Source organism: Microbulbifer litoralis (assembly GCF_023634065.1).
Taxonomy (GTDB): Bacteria; Pseudomonadota; Gammaproteobacteria; order Pseudomonadales; family Cellvibrionaceae; genus Microbulbifer; species Microbulbifer litoralis.
This window is the reverse complement of sequence record NZ_JALKCV010000004.1, coordinates 319,408-334,087: the sequence shown is the minus strand read 5'-3', so window position 1 is coordinate 334,087 and position 14,680 is coordinate 319,408. Positions and strand designations below refer to the sequence as shown.

18 protein-coding genes are annotated in these 14,680 nt (G+C 63.8%); 11 read left to right on the top strand and 7 right to left on the bottom strand.

Annotation, left to right across the window (positions count from 1 at the left end):
• Positions 1 to 33 precede the first annotated feature (33 nt).
• Genes MWN76_RS08890 through MWN76_RS08880 form a run of 3 tightly spaced genes read left to right on the top strand, consistent with a single transcriptional unit; the run spans position 34 to position 3,099 of the window.
• Positions 34 to 1,338 (top strand): amidohydrolase, encoded by a 1,305-nt coding sequence (locus MWN76_RS08890; protein ID WP_250461046.1) that lies wholly within the window; start codon positions 34 to 36, stop codon positions 1,336 to 1,338.
• Entirely contained in the window at positions 1,335 to 2,648 is a 1,314-nt protein-coding gene (locus tag MWN76_RS08885; protein ID WP_250461045.1) for an amidohydrolase family protein, read from the top strand. The genes MWN76_RS08890 and MWN76_RS08885 overlap by 4 nt, the downstream gene beginning before the upstream one ends.
• Positions 2,649 to 2,700: 52 nt before the next feature.
• Positions 2,701 to 3,099 carry an MAPEG family protein gene (locus MWN76_RS08880; protein WP_250461044.1) on the top strand — a complete coding sequence of 133 codons (399 nt, stop codon included), beginning with the start codon at positions 2,701 to 2,703 and terminating at the stop codon, positions 3,097 to 3,099.
• A 132-nt stretch (positions 3,100 to 3,231) separates the two neighbouring features.
• On the opposite strand, the gene MWN76_RS08875 is transcribed toward MWN76_RS08880, so the two are convergent.
• The 3 genes from MWN76_RS08875 to MWN76_RS08865 form a co-directional block, all read right to left on the bottom strand.
• Positions 3,232 to 3,561: a YebG family protein gene (locus tag MWN76_RS08875; RefSeq protein WP_250461043.1), complete on the bottom strand. Its 330-nt coding sequence runs from the start codon at positions 3,559 to 3,561 to the stop codon at positions 3,232 to 3,234.
• 292 nt (positions 3,562 to 3,853) lie between these two features.
• A complete protein-coding gene (locus tag MWN76_RS08870; RefSeq protein WP_250461042.1) occupies positions 3,854 to 4,471 on the bottom strand; it encodes a LysE family translocator in 618 nt (205 codons plus the stop codon).
• A complete protein-coding gene (locus MWN76_RS08865) occupies positions 4,471 to 5,073 on the bottom strand; it encodes a DUF924 family protein (protein ID WP_250461041.1) in 603 nt (200 codons plus the stop codon). Before MWN76_RS08865 ends, MWN76_RS08870 begins: the two co-directional genes overlap by 1 nt.
• 117 nt (positions 5,074 to 5,190) lie before the next feature.
• Here MWN76_RS08865 and MWN76_RS08860 point away from each other — a divergent pair, with 117 nt between their 5' ends.
• The 4 genes from MWN76_RS08860 (at position 5,191) to MWN76_RS08845 (ending at position 7,448) form a co-directional block, all read left to right on the top strand.
• Positions 5,191 to 5,469, top strand: a complete 279-nt coding sequence (locus MWN76_RS08860; RefSeq protein ID WP_250461040.1) for a hypothetical protein — start codon at positions 5,191 to 5,193, stop codon at positions 5,467 to 5,469.
• Between the two features lie 36 nt (positions 5,470 to 5,505).
• Positions 5,506 to 6,315 carry a DUF6249 domain-containing protein gene (locus MWN76_RS08855; RefSeq protein ID WP_250461039.1) on the top strand — a complete coding sequence of 270 codons (810 nt, stop codon included), beginning with the start codon at positions 5,506 to 5,508 and terminating at the stop codon, positions 6,313 to 6,315.
• Between the two features lie 199 nt (positions 6,316 to 6,514).
• Positions 6,515 to 7,069, top strand: a complete 555-nt coding sequence (locus MWN76_RS08850; protein WP_250461038.1) for a sigma-70 family RNA polymerase sigma factor — start codon at positions 6,515 to 6,517, stop codon at positions 7,067 to 7,069.
• A gap of 43 nt (positions 7,070 to 7,112) precedes the next feature.
• Positions 7,113 to 7,448: a hypothetical protein gene (locus MWN76_RS08845; RefSeq protein WP_250461037.1), complete on the top strand. Its 336-nt coding sequence runs from the start codon at positions 7,113 to 7,115 to the stop codon at positions 7,446 to 7,448.
• Positions 7,449 to 7,493: 45 nt separating this feature from the next.
• Here MWN76_RS08845 and MWN76_RS08840 read toward each other — a convergent pair whose 3' ends face one another.
• The gene (locus MWN76_RS08840) at positions 7,494 to 7,721 is read right to left on the bottom strand and encodes a hypothetical protein (RefSeq protein ID WP_250461036.1); all 228 of its coding nucleotides are present in this window, start codon (positions 7,719 to 7,721) and stop codon (positions 7,494 to 7,496) included.
• A gap of 153 nt (positions 7,722 to 7,874) precedes the next feature.
• The gene (locus MWN76_RS21145) at positions 7,875 to 8,372 is read right to left on the bottom strand and encodes an LEA/WHy family protein (RefSeq protein WP_250461035.1); all 498 of its coding nucleotides are present in this window, start codon (positions 8,370 to 8,372) and stop codon (positions 7,875 to 7,877) included.
• A gap of 99 nt (positions 8,373 to 8,471) precedes the next feature.
• Between MWN76_RS21145 and MWN76_RS08830 the strand changes: the two genes are divergently transcribed.
• Positions 8,472 to 9,644 carry a dipeptidase gene (locus MWN76_RS08830; protein ID WP_250461034.1) on the top strand — a complete coding sequence of 391 codons (1,173 nt, stop codon included), beginning with the start codon at positions 8,472 to 8,474 and terminating at the stop codon, positions 9,642 to 9,644.
• Between the two features lie 78 nt (positions 9,645 to 9,722).
• Entirely contained in the window at positions 9,723 to 10,703 is a 981-nt protein-coding gene (locus MWN76_RS08825; RefSeq protein ID WP_250461033.1) for a mechanosensitive ion channel family protein, read from the top strand.
• A 30-nt stretch (positions 10,704 to 10,733) separates the two neighbouring features.
• Here the strand turns inward: MWN76_RS08825 and maiA are convergent, their stop codons facing one another.
• Positions 10,734 to 11,363: a maleylacetoacetate isomerase gene (maiA, locus tag MWN76_RS08820; RefSeq protein WP_250461032.1), complete on the bottom strand. Its 630-nt coding sequence runs from the start codon at positions 11,361 to 11,363 to the stop codon at positions 10,734 to 10,736.
• Between the two features lie 40 nt (positions 11,364 to 11,403).
• On the bottom strand, positions 11,404 to 12,528 hold the full coding sequence (locus MWN76_RS08815) for a homogentisate 1,2-dioxygenase (RefSeq protein ID WP_250461031.1): 1,125 nt from the start codon (positions 12,526 to 12,528) through the stop codon (positions 11,404 to 11,406).
• A 330-nt stretch (positions 12,529 to 12,858) separates the two neighbouring features.
• Here MWN76_RS08815 and MWN76_RS08810 point away from each other — a divergent pair, with 330 nt between their 5' ends.
• Both MWN76_RS08810 and MWN76_RS08805 read left to right on the top strand, forming a co-directional pair.
• Positions 12,859 to 13,356, top strand: coding sequence for a MarR family winged helix-turn-helix transcriptional regulator (locus MWN76_RS08810; RefSeq protein ID WP_250461030.1), 498 nt, complete (start codon positions 12,859 to 12,861; stop codon positions 13,354 to 13,356).
• Positions 13,357 to 13,392: 36 nt separating this feature from the next.
• A complete protein-coding gene (locus tag MWN76_RS08805; RefSeq protein ID WP_250461029.1) occupies positions 13,393 to 14,583 on the top strand; it encodes an amino acid aminotransferase in 1,191 nt (396 codons plus the stop codon).
• The last annotated feature ends 97 nt before the right edge of the window (positions 14,584 to 14,680 follow it).

Here is a 14,680-nt window from a genome sequence, read left to right as displayed (position 1 = left end):
CAGGAAGGGAAATCGGGGCAGGAAGGCGAGTCCGTGACTTTCGCCCGCCAGGATGCGTTTCCCTCCACCTATTCCGTAACCCAGTCTCGACCGGTGTTGATCCGCGGCGCGACCCTGCTCACCGGCACCGATAAAAAGCTCGACGATGCCGACCTGTTGCTGTCCGGCGGCAAGATTGCCCGTATCGGCCCGGATCTGAAAGCTCCCGAAGATGTACTGGAAATCGACGGCAGCGGCAAATGGGTGACCCCGGGGATCATCGATGTGCACTCGCACCTGGGCGACTACCCGGCACCCGCGATCGAATCCTCCCAGGACGGCAACGAAATGACATCGCCCAATACCGCGGAAGTATGGGCGGAGCACTCCGTCTGGACCCAGGATCCGCAATTTCCCCTGGCTCTGGCCGGCGGCGTCACCACCCTGCAGATACTGCCGGGCTCGGCCAACCTGTTCGGCGGCCGCAGTGTGACCCTGAAAAACGTGCCCGCGCGACGCGTGCAGGACATGAAATTCCCGGGTGCGCCCTATGGCCTGAAGATGGCCTGCGGGGAAAATCCCAAGCGCGTCTACGGCGGCAAGGGGGTGGCGCCCTCCACCCGCATGGGGAATGTGGCCGGCTATCGCGAAGCCTGGATCGCGGCGTCCAACTACAGGGAAAAGTGGCGGGACTACAAAAAGAACGGCGGCGACAGGCCGGAACGCGACCTGCAGCTGGAAACCCTGACCGGTGTACTCGACGGTGAGATCCTGGTGCACAACCACTGTTACCGCGGTGAGGAAATGGCGGTGATGATGGACATCGCCGGGGAGTTCGGCTTCCGGGTCTCCACTTTCCACCATGCGGTCGAGGCCTACAAGGTGGCGGACCTGCTGGCGAAGAACAATGTCTGCGCGGCGGTATGGGCCGACTGGTGGGGATTCAAACACGAGGCTTTCGATATGACCCAGGCCAACCTGGCGATTCTCGATCGGGCCGGGGCCTGTGCCATGATCCACTCGGACTCCGCTGTCGGCATCCAGCACCTGAACCAGGAAACCGCCAAGGCGATGGCCGCCGGTCGGCGCGCCGGCTTTGATATCCAGCCGCAGCACGCGGTCGCCTGGATGACCCTGAATCCCGCCCGGGCCCTGGGGATTGCCGATCAGACCGGCAGCCTGGAAGCGGGCAAGATGGCCGATGTGGTGGTCTGGTCCGGCAACCCGTTCAGTGTTTACACCAGGGCGGAGAAGGTGTTTATCGACGGCGAGCTGATGTACGACCGGGACGATCCGGACCGCCAGCCGCGCACGGATTTCGAATTGGGCATCCTGGATGCCGAGGGGGAGCGGCTGTGAAAAATAGCATTGTAAACATCGCCCTGGCCTGCGCCATGGCCCTGGGCGCCGCGGCGCCGCAACTGCAGGCCGAGACCCTGATGATCAAGGGCGGCAGGGTGCACACCCTGGGCGAGGCCGGCAGCCTGGAATCGGCGGACATCCTGTTGCGCGACGGCCGCGTGGTGGCGGTGGCGCCGGCGCTGGATGCGGCCGCGGACAGAACCATCGATGCCGCCGGCAAGGTGGTAACACCCGGCGTGATCGCCCCGGTCAGCGAGCTGGGCCTGACCGAAATCGGTGCCGCCAGCGCCACCAACGATTACGCGGTGACCGGCGAGAGTATCGGCAGTGCCTTCGATCCGGTGCCGGCCTACAATCCGAAATCCACCCTGATCCCGTTCAACCGCGCCGGTGGTGTCACGCGCGCGCTGGTGTTCCCGGGGATCAGCCTGTGGGGCGACAGCGTCGGCGACCCGCAGCGGGTCTTCGCCGGGCGCAGCTTCGCGATCGAACTGAACGGCGATTTCGACAGTGTCGTCGCCACCGACCTGGCGCAGAAGGCGTACCTGGGTGAGCCCGGCGGCAAGCTGGCCGGTGGCAGCCGCGCCAGCGCCTTTGCCAAGGTCAAGAGCGCGCTGCGCGAGGCGGCGGAGTACCGCGATCACCGGGAGGCCATCCGCCGCGGCGACTGGCGCCAGCTCAACCATTCCCTCGCCGACCTGGAGGCCCTGCAGCCGGTGGTCGCCGGCCGGCAGCCGCTGATGGTTACCGCCAATCGCGCCAGCGATATTCTCGCCGCGATCGATCTCGCCGGGGAGTTCAACCTGCGGTTGATCGTGCAGGGCGCTGCCGAGGGCTGGATGGTGGCGGACCAGCTCGCCGCGGCGGCTGTGCCGGTGGTGATCGATGCGATCGACAACCTGCCGATCTCCTTTTCCAGTCTCGGCGCGCGTTTTGACAACGCGGCGCTGCTGCACCGGGCGGGTGTCAAGGTGGCCATCTCCGGGCCGGGCTACGCCGGCACGCACAATGTCTACCTGTCGCGCCAGTCGGCCGGCAATGCGGTGGCTTATGGCCTGCCGTATGAAGCGGGGCTCAGGGCCATCAGTGCCAACGTGGCCGATATTTTCGGTATCGAGGGCGGGGTAATCGAACCCGGCGCGGTGGCGGATATCGCCATCTGGAGCGGCGATCCGCTGGAGGTTACCAGCTACCCGGAACAGCTGCTGATCGGCGGCGAGCCGCAGTCACTGGTGAACCGTTCCACACGCCTGCGCGACCGCTACCTGAAGCCGGAGCAGGGGCACGGGAACTGGTACCGGTTCTGATCGCAGACAACAAACCGGCGGGGCGCAGCCCCGCGTTATACTGGAGGGCCCCATGGCCAGCATCACTTCTCTCTACGCCGGCCTCTGCGCACTGCTGATCGTTGCGCTGGCGTTTCGCATCGTCAGGTTCCGCCGCTCGGAAAAGGTCGGCCTGGGCAGCGGCGGTAAACACCATGCACAGGTATTGATTCGCGCCCACGCCAATGCCATCGAGTATGTGCCCATCGCGCTGTTGCTGTTGTTGATGGCGGAACTCAACGGGCTGGCGGCCACCTGGCTGCACCTGTTGGGCGGTGCTTTCGTACTCGCCCGCCTGGCACATGCCTACGGTCTCACCGCGGGCAAGGGCGGTTATCACCCGGGGCGTTTTATCGGCACGGCGCTGAGCTGGGTGGTGATTATCCTGCTAGCCGGAATCAATATCGGTATGGCTTTCGGTTCTGTGGGCTGACGGCCCGCCGTGCCGGACGTGTGTTGAAATTGATTCGGGAAAGGCTGCGCAGCGCGGCGGCAGCCCCATAAAAAAGCCCGGCTGGGCCGGGCACACAGGGATGGTGTTCTGGGTCCACCGCGAACGGCGGATTTACTGGTTGGCGGCCAGTGGCGTTACGCGGTCGTCGGCTTCGTTTTCGCCCTGGCTTTCGCCCGCCTGTGGCTGCTCTGCGGGGGCTTCGTCTTCGTCCAGCAGCATTTCCGGTTTGCCCTTGCAGGCCTTGGCCAGTACTTCGCGGCGCTTGGCCAGCAGCAGGCCGATTTCCTCGCCCGCGTCTTCGGAAATACCATCAATATGGCGCTCGATCAGCGAGGTGATATTGGCGGCGAGTTCCAGCATTTTGTCGTGTTCTTCGGCATCTTTTTTGTTGTCGAACATTGCTCCGTCTCTATCGCATTTCCATACAGCTACAACGGCCATTTTGTGCCTCCGGTTCTTTTATTGAATCAGCCATGGATGCATGTACAGTATCTGTATGTCCATGCAGTGTCAACCGGTATGAGAAAAGTTGGCGGTGTGCGACAAGTGGAGCCGGGCGTGCGTTGGCCTGCCGGCGGGGGGAAACGGCAGCTGTCATAATAATCGTGGCAGTTGGCTGTCTTTCCCTCCTACCCCAAACAAAGACAGTCAGCTCCAACCCCGCAGTAAGACGTTCAGGCCCGTATGACGGGCCTTTTTTTATTCGATAATATTCTGTTTTGGTGCGATCGCTTCAGATGGTCAGCAGCAGCCGTGCGGCCAGCCCCAGCAGCAGGATGCCGAATAGCTGCTGCAGGCGATGCCCGGCGCGGTTGCTGATCCAGCTGCGGTTGCGGCCGGCGTAGACCGCCAGCGCGACGAGGCAGTACCAGCCGGCGTCGATACCCGCGGCCATTGCCGCCATCCCCAGCTTGGTGGAAAGCGCCTGCTGTTCGGTGACGAACTGGCTGAACAGGGCGGTAAAGAATACCGCCACCTTGGGGTTGAAAAATGCCACGCCGAATCCCTGCAGGGCGGCGCGTCCCGCGCTTTGTTGCGGTGCCGGAACCCCCGCTGCGGCGGGATCCGGGGCCGGTGCACGCAGCGCCTTCCAGCCCAGGTAGATCAGCATGGCCGCGCCGACCCACTGCAGCGCGCTGAACAATAGCGGCGAGCGGGTGATCAGCACGGCGAGACCGAAGGCGGTCAGCCCGGCGTAGATGGCGATGCCGGCGCCGTGGGCAACTGCGGCGGCGAGCCCCTGGCGCGGGCCGGACGCCGCGCTGCGCAGTACGATCAGCAGGCTGGGTCCCGGGGACATGGCCCCCAGGGCACAGATTCCGGCCAGTGACAGCCAGGCCAGCAGTTCCATCAGAAGCCGCCTCCCTGTTCCAGCCACTTCTGCTCCTCGTCCGTGGAGGTCCGCCCCAGGGCGGCGTTGCGGTGCGGGTAGCGGCCGAATTCCTCGATCACGTCCCGGTGCGCCAGTGCGTACTGGTAGAAACTCTCCGCCTCGGCGGCGCCCCCGGCGCCATCCAGGTAGTCGCGGCGCAGCCGGTCGAAGTATGCCACCGAGCGCGCCTGTATCGCCGCGCTCTCGCCGTGTTCCAGCGGCATGCCGAGAAAGGCGCGCTGGAAGAGACCCATTTCCCGGTCCTCGCCGCTGTCGATCGCCGCCAGCGCCAGTGCCCGCGCCAGGGGATCGCCGGCATAGGCGCGCTCGCTGTCGCGATAGATATTGCGTGTGAATTGGTCGCAGAGCAGGATCAGTGCCAGCTTGCCCCCGGGGGTGGTGCGCCAGTCCTCCAGTTCGCCGGCCAGGGCGGCTTCCACCAGCGGGCCGAAGTCGTCCTCGATGCGTTGGTCGAAGGTGTCGCTGCGGGCAAACCAGCGCTGGCGGTGGGGTGGGTCGACGGGCGCGTCCAACTGGGCGCTGCCAAACCAGAATTTCAGTACGTCGGCGGCCTGGATCATGGTGGAATCCCGATTAATTGTCCGGTCACTGCATCCAGATGCGGATCCCGCGCCGTCATAGAAGCGTACAAGGAAATCGATCTGGAGGCGACAATGGTAACCCCTGATACAGGATGTTTGAAAAAGGTACAATTTTGCCTGGCTGTGGCCCTGGTGGCCTCGGCGCTGCAGGCGGGGGCGGCGGAACTCTCGATTCCCATCGACGAGGTCCAGCAGCAACTGGCCCGCAAGGCGGAGGAGAATTTCTCCCGCAAACTCGACGAGTGCCGGGACGATCGCGAGCCGGAGAGCGGGGACGAGCGCAGTGGTCCCCGCTACCCGGTGCGGATAGCCGCAAGCGAGCCCGCCAGCGGTCTTTCCGGCCTGTATGCCGGCACACTGCTGGCGGCGCCGTGAAGTAAGTGAATTTGCAACACACTAGAGAGCAAAACAATGAGAGCGAGAAACAATAACCCACAAGGCACTGCCGCCCGCTGGCTGGTCGGCCTGCTGGCGGCACTCAGCCTGAGCGCCGGCTGGGCCCAGGACAGTGGCGGCGAGACATCGGCGATGCCCGAGCCGCCGGCCCCGGCGGAGGCACCGAAACCCCCGAAGGCGGAAAAGCAGGTGCGGATCACCCGCGGTGAAGACGGCACCCTGCGTATCCGCGCCCGGGACGAGAACGGCGAGCGCACCGATGTCGAGGTGAACCTGGGCGAAGAGTTTGGCGGCAAGCTGGCCGGCGAGATCTACCAGCAGTTGGAGCGGAAGGGCATTCTCGACGAGCAGGGCCTGGTGGTCGAGGAGGCGATGGACAGTGTGCCGAGGAATATCAGTATCGGTATCTCCGGCGATTTCGAATCGGATTTCGGCCACCGGGGTCACCGGGAAAACGATTTTCCCTTTGATGCGGAGGAGATCCTGGTTCCCATAGTCGCCATCCTGGCAGTGTTCGGCACGCCGATCCTGATCGTTTGGCTGGTGACTCGCAACAGCTACCGCAAGCGGCAGCTGTTGATGGACAACGTCAATCGCATGGTGGCCGAGGGCCGCGATATCCCGCCGGAACTGCTCGATGCGATGGAGGGTGAGTCCCCCAGGAATATGAAGGATCGCGGCTTCACCCTGATTGCGGTCGGCCTGGCGCTGTTTATCTGGCTCACCATCACCGCCGGTATCGATGTCGGCAGCCTGGGCCTGATACCGCTGTTTATCGGCCTGGCCCGCTTCGTCAACTGGAAACTGGATCAGAAACAGATGTAGCCCGGATATTGTGCCGGGCCACCCGATAATAAGTTCAGCTCATTGAGCCTTGTTACAGCTTTTGGGGTTCTCCGATGGGGATATACGACAAACGACCACCGCTGGCCGCGCTCTCGCCAGATCTCTGCGCGCCCGGCATACAGATCCCGACGCGGTTATCGCGTCCTCTGACTCAGAATCCGGGCTAGGGACGCGGTTTATGGACCTCAATGACGAGGACTTGATCCGGCGCATCGTCGACGACGGGGACCAGCGGGCCTATGCCCAGCTGGTCCGGCGCTATCAGTCACAGCTGCGATTCTCGCTCCGTCAGCTGTGTGGTGGCGACCAGGGCCTGGCCGACGATATGGCGCAGGAGGCCTTTATCAAGGCCTACAAGGCGCTGCCGGCATTCCGGGGCGATGCGCGCTTCAGCACCTGGCTGTACCGTATCGCCTACAATCTCGTCATGAGTCACAAGCGCAAGAAGGCACCGGATGTCGACCAGGAGGCGGTAGATCGCGCCCGGGCAGAAGAGAGTGTGGAGGAGGCCCAGCAGTTGGGCATGGCGCGGGACCTGGACTCGGCCATGAAAGAGCTTAGCGAAGCCCAGCGCCAGGCGGTGCACCTGTGCATGCAGCGCGGCTTTTCCCACGAGGAGGCGGCGAGTATTATGAAGCTGCCCCTGGGTACGGTAAAATCCCATGTCAATCGCGCGCGGGCCAAATTGCAGACGCTTCTGCAGGCGTGGCGCGAGGAGGTAGTCAGTGGCTAGCTTTGATCAATACCGCGATCGGCGGGACAACAGGGTGAATGCCTTGAGTGATACAGCATTCGAGGGCAGGGATCCGGACTTCGACGCCTGGCTGGGCCAGCAGTTGCAGTTCAGCGAGCCCTACCTGGACAACGACGGCTTCTGCGAGCGGGTGATGGAACAGTTGCCGGCGCCGTCCCGGCGTTCCGAGCGCCGCGCCGTGCGCTTCCAGTACGGTGCGGTGGTGGCTGCGTCCACCATCGTCGCCTGGCAGTTCCCCTTCGACAGGGTCTGGATGGAGGCACTGCAGCAGTCCATCAGTCTCTACAGCCTGGTGGGGATCGGCGTTCTCTCCTCCCTGGCGGCCATGACTGGCGGTATCCTGGCCGCGCGGCGCTGACCGGGCGGCAAGCCCCCATCTCCCTTTCGCCCGGATAGGGTTTGATCACCCCGATGCCGCGACAGCCCGCAGGTAGCGCCTGGCGCTGACCTGCTCCGGGTACATTCTGGCACCACAGCCGCCCCGGCCGCAGAACTGCTCCGTTCCGCCGGCCTCGTAGACCAGCTGTAACTGCTCCGTTGCCGCCTGTGGCGACATGGCGGGTACGCCCTCCGGGTAGGGGGTCCTGACTTCGTTTCCGCACTCAGTACAAAACCAACTGATCGTCGCCATCCTTGGCCTACCTCCCTGTCAATCGATCGGTAGCCCCAGTATAGAAACCAGGACGGTGCCGGGGTGACACTGCGTGCCAGTTGCTGTGAAGCAGTTCGCAATAGGGGCAGGCTGCCTCTGCGCCGGTGCACCAACCGGCGAGTGCTCCCGCCTCTACATCTGTTGGTCGAGCCGGATTTCCCCCGCCCTGCGCACGGTGATCGACGGCAGTATCGACCGGCGCAGCCCCAGTTTCGCCTCCAGTTCGTAGGGTACGGTATTTCTCCCGCTGCCGATCAGGTCCGCGGCCGCGAACAGCGATCCCACCAGGCTGGCCGTCGCGTCGACTGCGATGTCGTCCTGCCCGTAGGCCGGGATCGGTGGCAGGTCACTGGAAGTGCCGGTGACCACCTTGTGGCCAGCCAGGCTCAGGGTGTAGTAGAGGCCGGACAGTGCCAGTTGGGTATCGTTGGGGTTGAACACCCGCAGGTGGATGCGGAAACGCAGGTTGTTGCCGGTGCCGGCGGGCAGCGGCTCGATGGAGGTGACCTCCACCTCGGGTTCCTGGTAGTTCGGCGACAGTGCGGCGCAGCCGCCGATCAGCGCGAGCACCAGGGTCAGCAGTGTTGCCCGCAGTGGGGTGGAGGGGAGAGAGTGAAAAAAGCCTGTCACAAATAGTCCTCGCTATTTTTACGATCCGTTATTGCCGGAGCTTCCCGGGCGCGGGTAATCTGCCTGTATTTTCGACAATAATAACTTGCGGTCCCAACGATGAAGAAGTTCCTCCCTCTATTGACCATTGTCGCGGCAATATTGTTCGCCGGCTGGAAATGGCTGTTGCTGCCGGGTGTGGAAAAAGCCCGCAATAGCCGCAGCGGCCCCGATGAGTATCCCCCTGTCTCCGCTGCGGCGGCACAGCTTCACCGGGGCCTGCTGGTCGGCGATCTGCATGCAGATAGTTTCCTGTGGGCACGGGACCTGGAGCGGGAAGCCGACTACGGCCATGTCGACCTGCCGCGGGCGCGGCGGGGCAACCTCGCGATCCAGGTATTCACCGCGGTTACCAAGTCCCCGCGGGGCCAGAATTACGAACAGAACTCCAGTGCGGCCGGCGACAATATCACCCTGCTGGCCGTGGCCCAGGCCTGGCCGCCGCGCACCTGGAACAGCCTGTTGCAGCGCGCGCTCTACCACGCCGGGCGGGTTGCCGGGTTGGAGGATCGGGCGCCGGAACAGATTGCCGTGGTGCGCAGCGCCGCGGATCTGCGCCGGGTGCTCAAGCGCCGCGCCGGTGGCAGCGAACAGCTGGCGGCGATTCTCGGTATCGAAGGCGCCCATCCGCTGGAGGGAGAACTGGAAAATATCGGGGTACTTTACGACGCCGGCTTCCGGGTAATGGGGCTGCAGCATTTCTTCGATAACGAGCTGGGCGGCTCGCTGCACGGCGAGAACGGCGCCGGCCTGAGTGCATTCGGCCGCGCCGCGGTGCAGGAGATGGAGCGGCGCGCCATTGTCATCGATGTGGCGCACAGTTCGGAGCAGGTGGTGCGGGATGTACTGGCGCTGGTCGAGCGGCCGCTGATCCTGTCCCACACCGGTCTTAAAGGCATGTGTGACTCACCGCGCAATATCAGTGACGAGCTGATGAAGGAGATCGCGGCCAAAGGGGGGCTGATCGGTGTCGGCTACTGGAAGGGCGCGGTCTGCGACGACAGCCCGCGGCATATCGTCGAGACCATCCGCTACGCCATCGACCTGCTGGGCGTGGAGCATGTGGCGCTGGGCTCGGATTACGACGGCAGTGTCGCGGTCGCGTTCGATGCCAGCGAGCTGGGGTTGCTTACCGACGAGATGTTGCGCCAGGGATTCACCGAGCAGGAGATCCGGCGGGTGATGGGGGAAAACCTGAGGGACTTCTTCCTCGCCCAACTGCCCGCCTCCTGACGCAATCCGCGTCACCGCCATGGGTGCCGCCTCGTCGGGGCGGCCGTGATCGGCTATATAACAGGGATCTTCCCGCGAATGGAGTGGCGAAATCCCGTGCCTGTCGACTCGTTCACCAGCGTCGTTCTGTTTCCCCTGTGGGCGCAACAGGAGGGAGAGGAAGAATCGGCGCTCAAGGAGATTGCGCCGGAGACAGTGACCGAGGCGGCGGATACGGTGGTGGGCTCGCTGGACCGGATCTGGAGCGCTTTCCTCGCACACACCCCCTATATGATCGCGAGCCTGATGGTGCTGTTATTCACCTTCGTGATCGTATTCCTGCTGCGGCGCTTTGGCAGCCATCTGTTCCGCCGCACCACCTCGCGGAAATCCCTGCGGGATCTGTTCGTACGCCTGCTGACGATCGTCACCTGGGTTCTGGGGCTGCTGTTTGCGGCCATGGTGCTTTTCCCCGGGTTGACGCCCGCCAAGGCGCTGGGTGCCGTGGGCCTGCTGTCGGTGGCCATCGGCCTGGCGTTCAAGGATATTTTCGAGAACTTCTTTGCCGGCATCCTGATCCTGTGGCGCTTTCCGTTCGAGGAGGGGGATGTGATCGAATGCGAGGGGGTGGTCGGCCGGGTGGAATCCGTGGAAGTACGCAACACCACCATCCGCCGAACCACCGGTGAACTGGTCGTGGTGCCCAACCTTTTCCTGTTCAAGAATCCCTGCGAAATCCTCACGGACCGCGTCAAACGTCGCGTCAGTATCACCGCCGGGGTCGCCTATGGTGAGGACGTCTCCGAATCGGTGCAGATCATCAAGCGCGCGGTCGAGGCCTGCAAAACCGTACGCGACGATGAACAGGTGCAGGTTTTCCCCGAGGAGTTCGGTGACAGCAGTATCAATATCGAAGTCACCTGGTGGACCGGCTCGACGCCTTTTGCGATCCGCGAATCGAAGGGGGAGGTCATCACTGCGATCAAGAAGGCGCTGGACGAGGCCGGTATCGAGATTCCGTTCCCCTACCGCACTTTGACCTTCAAGGAGGCCCTGCGGGTACAGGGGGAAACGGAGTAAAATCGCCCCCCTGCAGGAGCCGCGCCGGGTTCAGAGTGTACTGTCCGGCTGTTTCTCCGGCCGCGCCTCCGCGAACGCCGGGATTTCCGCACAGGCCTGTGAGATACGATGGATGGCCGGGTAACCGCTGATATCGAGTCCGAAGCGCTCGGCGCTGTAGATTTGCGGGATCAGGCAGCACTCGAACAGGCCGGGTTCTTCACCGGCGGCGAAGGGCCCTGGATCCAGCTGCTGTTCCAGCGCGCAGAAACCCTCGTGGATCCAGTGCTGTATCCAGCCCTGTTTCTGTTCGTTGCTGAGGTGGTATTCGGACTGCAGGTAGCGCAGCACCCGCAGGTTCTGGATCGGCTGGATATCGCTGGCGACGCTGTAGGCCAGGGCGCGGATACGGGCGCGTTCGACGGCGTCTTCCGGCAGCAGTGCGGGGGCGGGATGGGTTTCCTCCAGCCATTCCAGAATCGCCAGCGACTGGGTCAACACCCTGTCGCCGTCCACCAGCGCCGGTACCAGCCCCTGCGGATTCAGTTTGCGGTAGTCCTCCCCGCGCTGCTCGCCCTTGAGCAGGTTCACCGGCCGGTAGTCGTACTGCAGCCCCTTCAGGTTCAGGCCGATGCGCACACGGTAGCTGGCGGAGGAACGGAAGTAGCCGTGCAGTTCCATAGATTATCCTTTTGGTTTCAGTTGTGCGGGCGGTGCAGGTTTATTCTGTCTTCCAGGAGTCCACGTACCCGGGCAGTTCCACCGCGTGCGCATCCGGCAGAATATCCCAGGGCGTGCGGCTGTCGAGCATGACTGCCACTTCGTCGGTCTTCTTTTTTGCGTGCCCGGCACCGGCGGCAAAGGCCTTGGGGTGCGGCCCGTGGGTAAAGCCCATCGGGTGCAGCGTCAGCATGCCCGGGTGGATATTGTCGCGGCTGAAGAAGTCGCCGCGATGGTAGAAGATCAGCTCGTCGAAATCGTCGTTGTTGTGGAAGAAGGGCACCTTGAGGGCACCGGGGTCGCTCTCGATCGGTCGCGGTGCGAAGGTGCAGACGACAAAGCCGCGGGCCACGAAGGTGGTGTGCGCCGACGGCGGCAGGTGATAGCGGTGGCTCATCAGCGGCCGTATGTCGCGCCAGTTGATGCGGCAGGCCAGGTTGTCGCCCTTCCAGCCCACCGCGTCCAGCGGGTTGAACGGATAGGTGATGGTGGAGATCTGCTGGCGCGCCTTCACCTTCACTTGCCACGCGTCGTCGGTCTGTTGCGCGCGGAACGGCTCATCCATCGCCGGCACATCCAGCATCGCCGGGTCGAAGATCGCATGGGGGCCCACCAGGCCCTTGTCCGGCAACTGGAAGTGGCTGCCGGTGGCCTCCATCATCAACAGCTCCAGCGGTTCCTCCGGCTCTAGGCGCCACAGGGTGCCGCGGGGTAGCACGATGTAGTCGCCGTCGCGGATTTCCAGGTGGCCGAAATCACAGAACAGGTGGCCGCGGCCGTTGTGGACGAACAGCAGCTGGTCGCCGTCGGCGTTGCGCACCAGGTGGTCCATCGCTTCCCGGCAGGTCCACAGGGCCACCAGGCTGTCGCAGTTCTTGAGGATCGGCTTGTGGTCCCAGGGGCTGTTGCCGCTGTGGGCCATCCTGGTGCTGTCGAAGGCGTGGGGGCGCAGGGGGCCCTGGAAATCAGTCCAGCCAGTGGGCGGGTGGCGGTGGTAGAAGTGGGTGGCGGGGCCGAAGAAACCCTCCTTGCCCATTTCGCGCTCGAAAGTGTCGTCGGGAAAATCCGCGTGTGCCTGGCGGCTGGTGTCACCTTCCACGCGCGGAAAGTTGATCCAGTTTTTCATGCGGCAATCTCGCTTTGAACAGATACGGGCGCCGGGCCCATACACCGATAAGTGACTGTAGCGCTTGGCCCGACGGCTGGCCACCGTTCGGCGCTTCCGGTTTGTTGTTCTGCACTGCGGCCACCCGCGCAAATATTTTGCGTCGCGCCGGCTTTTTGATACCAAAGATGGCGCGTAAAGCCGTATAATGCGCGACCGATTTTGTCAGGTCCCGGCCCTTTGCCCGGGCGGGTTGCCGAATTTTTCCGGCTGCAGTGGTTACATTTGAAACCAATTTTAGTTACATTTGTAACCTGATACAACCCACTGGCCAGCAGGTGAGTAAGCCGCATGACAACTGATAACCACTTTGCGCAGGAAACGGTGCCCCGGGACGATCTGCTCCTGGAGAAGTTTTTGCCCTATCGCCTGTCGGTGCTGTCGAACCGGGTGAGCAATGCGATTGCCCAGGCTTACGGCACCCGCTTTGAACTGACGATTCCCGCCTGGCGCGTCATGGCGATCCTGGGGCGCTTCCCGGACCTGTCGGCCGCCGACCTGGTGGAACAGACGGCGATGGACAAGGTGGCCATCAGCCGCGCGGTTTCGTCCCTGTTCAAGAATGACTATATCTCCCGCAGCGAGGACCCGTCCGACCGCCGCCGCCAGGTGCTGAACCTGACGGAACTGGGGCGCGAGGTCTACGAGCGCATCGTGCCGCTGGCGCAGCAATACGAGAACGACCTGATGTCGTCGCTGAGCCCCGAAGAGCGCCAACAGCTGGACAGCATTATCGAAAAACTCATGGGGCGCGCCCAGGCCTGGGCCGAGCGCGGCCTGATCGACTGAATTGATGAGTGGAAGAGAATTCACAGGAGTTACCGCATGTTTGAGCAACTGAGCAGCCTGCCGCCGGATCCGATCCTGGGCCTGCTGGCCACCTACCGCACCGACGACAACCCGAACAAGATCGACCTGGGGGTGGGTGTCTACAAGGATGAGTCCGGCCACACGCCGGTGCTGCAGGCGGTAAAAGAGGCGGAGACGCGCCTGCTGCAGAGCGAGGAAACCAAGGCCTATATCGGCCCGGCCGGTGCGCCCGGTTTCAACACCGCGATGCAGGAGCTGGTACTGGGGGCGGAACACCCGGCGCTGCTGGCTGGCCGCGTGCGTTCTGCCCAGACTCCCGGCGGTTGCGGCGCCCTGCGCGTGCTGGCGGAATTCGTCAATCGCGCCAGGCCCGGTGCCACCATCTGGGTCAGCGACCCCACCTGGGCCAACCATGTGCCGCTGCTCGGCAACGCCGGCCTCGAGATCAAGAGCTACCCCTATTACGACCGCGCCAGTGCCACGCTGCAGTTCGACCAGATGGTGGACACGCTGCAAAACGTGGGCGAGGGCGACCTGGTGTTGCTGCACGCCTGTTGCCACAACCCCTGTGGCGCCGACCTGTCCCGCGAGCAGTGGAAAGTGATCGTGGAAATGGCCCAGAAGCAGGGATTCACACCCTACATCGACATGGCCTACCAGGGCTTCGGCGACGGCCTCGACGACGATGCCTGGGGCCTGCGGCTGATGGCGGAATCCGTGCCGGAAATGCTGGTGGCCGCGTCCTGCTCCAAGAACTTCGGTCTCTACCGCGAGCGCGTGGGCCTGGCGATGGCGATCTACAACGATGTCGCCGCGGCGGACAGGGGCCAGAGCCAGATGCTGAACGCGATCCGCGGCAACTACTCCATGCCACCGTCCCACGGCGCGGCCATCGTCGAGTCGATCCTGACCGACGCCAGCCTGCGCGCCAACTGGGAGGCGGAGCTGACGGAAATGCGCGAGCGTATCAACGGCCTGCGCGCCGGTGTGGTCGAGAGCCTGGCCGCCGCGGGTGCCGCCGGGGACTTCGGCTTTATCCAGCGCCAGAAAGGCATGTTCTCCTTCCTGGGTATCAACGCCGAACAGGTGCAGAGGCTGCAGAAGGAATTTTCCATTTACATGGTAGACTCCAGCCGCATCAGCATCGCCGGCCTGAGCCAGGGCAATATGGAGTATTTCAGCAAGGCGGTTGCCAGCATACTCTGATCCCGGACCCCGGCAGCGGGCCCGGTGCCCGCTGCCGGCGAGCTGTTGCCGCAATCGAAACAGCCGAAAATCGAAACAACCGAAAATGGAAGTTGAG

What these genes read in the sequence shown, in the direction of transcription:
- MWN76_RS08810 (WP_250461030.1), top strand. Translation starts at nt 12,859, where the DNA reads ATGACAACTGATAACCACTTTGCGCAGGAAACGGTGCCCCGGGACGAT.
- MWN76_RS08870 (WP_250461042.1), bottom strand. Translation starts at nt 4,471, where the DNA reads ATGGAACTGCTGGCCTGGCTGTCACTGGCCGGAATCTGTGCCCTGGGG.
- MWN76_RS08825 (WP_250461033.1), top strand. Translation starts at nt 9,723, where the DNA reads ATGGAGTGGCGAAATCCCGTGCCTGTCGACTCGTTCACCAGCGTCGTT.
- MWN76_RS08805 (WP_250461029.1), top strand. Translation starts at nt 13,393, where the DNA reads ATGTTTGAGCAACTGAGCAGCCTGCCGCCGGATCCGATCCTGGGCCTG.
- MWN76_RS08865 (WP_250461041.1), bottom strand. Translation starts at nt 5,073, where the DNA reads ATGATCCAGGCCGCCGACGTACTGAAATTCTGGTTTGGCAGCGCCCAG.
- MWN76_RS08875 (WP_250461043.1), bottom strand. Translation starts at nt 3,561, where the DNA reads ATGGCCGTTGTAGCTGTATGGAAATGCGATAGAGACGGAGCAATGTTC.
- maiA (WP_250461032.1), bottom strand. Translation starts at nt 11,363, where the DNA reads ATGGAACTGCACGGCTACTTCCGTTCCTCCGCCAGCTACCGTGTGCGC.
- MWN76_RS08855 (WP_250461039.1), top strand. Translation starts at nt 5,506, where the DNA reads ATGAGAGCGAGAAACAATAACCCACAAGGCACTGCCGCCCGCTGGCTG.
- MWN76_RS08815 (WP_250461031.1), bottom strand. Translation starts at nt 12,528, where the DNA reads ATGAAAAACTGGATCAACTTTCCGCGCGTGGAAGGTGACACCAGCCGC.
- MWN76_RS08850 (WP_250461038.1), top strand. Translation starts at nt 6,515, where the DNA reads ATGGACCTCAATGACGAGGACTTGATCCGGCGCATCGTCGACGACGGG.
- MWN76_RS08880 (WP_250461044.1), top strand. Translation starts at nt 2,701, where the DNA reads ATGGCCAGCATCACTTCTCTCTACGCCGGCCTCTGCGCACTGCTGATC.
- MWN76_RS08830 (WP_250461034.1), top strand. Translation starts at nt 8,472, where the DNA reads ATGAAGAAGTTCCTCCCTCTATTGACCATTGTCGCGGCAATATTGTTC.
- MWN76_RS08840 (WP_250461036.1), bottom strand. Translation starts at nt 7,721, where the DNA reads ATGGCGACGATCAGTTGGTTTTGTACTGAGTGCGGAAACGAAGTCAGG.